Here is a 2,634-nt window from a genome sequence, read left to right on the forward strand (position 1 = left end):
GGTGCCCTCGGCGATGACGGTGCCGCCGCGGGAGCCACCCTCGGGCCCCATGTCGACGACCCAGTCGGAGGTCTTGATCACGTCGAGGTTGTGCTCGATGACCAGGACGGTGTTGCCCTTGTCGACCAGGCTCGACAGCACCCCCAGCAGCCGGCGGATGTCCTCGAAGTGGAGGCCCGTGGTCGGCTCGTCCAGCACGTAGACGGTGCTGCCGGTGGACCGCTTCTGGAGCTCGGAGGAGAGCTTGACCCGCTGGGCCTCCCCGCCGGACAGCGTGGTGGCGGGCTGGCCGAGCCGGACATACCCGAGCCCGACCTCGCACAGGGTCTTCATGTGGCGGGCGATCGCCGGAACGGCGGCGAAGAACTCGGCGGCCTCCTCGATGGGCATGTCGAGGACCTCGGCGATGGTCTTGCCCTTGTAGTGGACCTCGAGCGTCTCCCGGTTGTAACGGGCCCCGTGGCAGACCTCGCAGGGCACGTAGACGTCGGGCAGGAAGTTCATCTCGATCTTGATCGTGCCGTCGCCCGAGCAGGCCTCGCAGCGCCCGCCCTTGACGTTGAACGAGAAGCGCCCCTGGAGGTAGCCGCGCATCTTCGCCTCGGGGGTGGACGCGAAGAGCTTGCGGATGTGGTCGAACACCCCGGTGTAGGTCGCCGGGTTGGACCGCGGGGTCCGCCCGATCGGGGACTGGTCGACGTGGATCACCTTGTCGACGTGGTCGGTGCCGCTGATCTTGCGGTGACGACCCGGGACCGCACGCGAGCCGTAGATCTGCTTGGCCAGCGCGGTGTAGAGGATGTCGTTGACCAGGGTCGACTTGCCCGAGCCGGACACGCCCGTCACCGACACGAACAGCCCGAGCGGGAACGACACGTCGATGTCGCGGAGGTTGTGCTCCCGGGCGCCGTGGACGGTGAGGGTGCGGCCGCGGGTGGGCGGGCGGCGTACGGCGGGCACGGGGATCTCACGGCGACCGGAGAGGTACTGGCCGGTGAGCGAGTCGCCGTGCTCGAGCAGGCCCTGCACCGACCCGGTGTGGACGATCTGGCCGCCGTGCTCGCCGGCGCCGGGCCCGATGTCGACGACCCAGTCGGCGGTGCGGATGGTGTCCTCGTCGTGCTCGACCACGATCAGGGTGTTGCCGAGGTCGCGCAGCCGCACCAGGGTCTCGATCAGCCGGTGGTTGTCTCGCTGGTGGAGGCCGATGGAGGGCTCGTCGAGGACGTAGAGAACTCCGACCAGCCCGGCCCCGATCTGGGTCGCGAGCCGGATCCGCTGGGCCTCACCGCCCGACAGCGAGCCCGAGGGCCGCTCGAGGGAGAGGTAGTCGAGGCCGACGTCGAGCAGGAAGTTGAGTCGCTCCTGGATCTCCTTCAGGACGCGCTCGCCGATCTGCTTCTCACGCGGCGACATGTCGAGGCCGCGCAGGAAGTCGGCGGTCTCGTTGATCGGCAGCCGGCAGACGTCGGCGATGTTCCAGAGGCCCTCCGCGGTGGTGGAGCGAAGCGTGACCGCCCGGGACACCGGCTTGAGTCGGGTCCCTTCGCAGGCGGGGCAGGGCACCTCGCGCATGAAGCCCTCGAACCGCTCGCGGCTGGTGTCCGACTCGGCCTCGCGATGGCGGCGCTCGATGTAGCTCTGGACGCCCTCGAACTCCGCGTAGTAGGCGCGCTCGCGGCCGTAGCGGTTGCGGGTGACCACGTGGACCTTGGTCGAGTGGCCCTGCAGCAGCGACTTCGTCGCCTTGGCCGGCAGGTCCTCCCAGGGGGTGTTGAGGTCGAAGCCGAGCTCGTCCCCGAGAGCGCCCATCAGGCGCAGGAAGTAGTCGGCGACGTGGGCCTGGCTCCACGGCTGGATCGCGCCCTCCCCCAGCGTCGCCTGCGGGTTGGGGACGACGAGCTCGGGGTCGACCTCCATGCGGGTGCCGAGGCCGTGGCACTCGGCGCAGGCGCCGAACGGGGAGTTGAACGAGAACGACCGGGGCTCGAGCTCGTCGGTGTCGATGGTGTGCTCGTTGGGGCACGACATCTTCTCCGAGAACCGCAGCTCGCGCTCGGGGTCCTTGGCGTCGAGGTCGACGAAGTCGAGCAGCACGAGGCCGCCGGCGAGGTTGAGCGCGGTCTCGACCGAGTCGGTGAGCCGGCGCTTGGCCGAGCCCTTGACCGCCAGCCGGTCGACGACGACCTCGATCGTGTGCTTCTTCTGCTTGTCCAGCTTCGGCCCGCTGGTCAGCACCGCGTCGAGCGTGTGGGTCTCGCCGTCGATCCTGGCCCGCGAGAATCCCTGCGTCTGCAGCTGCCGGAACAGCTCGACGTACTCGCCCTTGCGGCCTCGCACGACGGGGGCGAGGACCTGGAAGCGGCGACCGTCCTCGAGCGCGAGCACCTTGTCGACGATCTGCTGCGGCGTCTGGCGCTCGATCGGGGCCCCGCACGTCGGGCAGTGCGGGTGGCCGATCCGGGCGTAGAGGAGGCGCAGGTAGTCGTAGACCTCGGTGATCGTGCCGACGGTCGACCGGGGGTTGCGCGACGTGGACTTCTGGTCGATCGAGACGGCAGGCGACAGGCCCTCGATGAAGTCGACGTCGGGCTTGTCCATCTGGCCGAGGAACTGGCGGGCGTAGGCCGAGAG

The 2,634-nt window shown here is 69.6% G+C and carries 1 protein-coding gene; it reads right to left on the reverse strand.

What is annotated here, in order from left to right:
• Nucleotides 1–2,634: excinuclease ABC subunit UvrA (gene uvrA, locus VFN12_RS17180; RefSeq protein WP_325120011.1), on the reverse strand; the 2,634-nt coding region annotated here is incomplete at both ends.

This window comes from Nocardioides sp. (assembly GCF_035703625.1).
In the GTDB taxonomy this organism is placed as follows: Bacteria; Actinomycetota; Actinomycetes; order Propionibacteriales; family Nocardioidaceae; genus Nocardioides.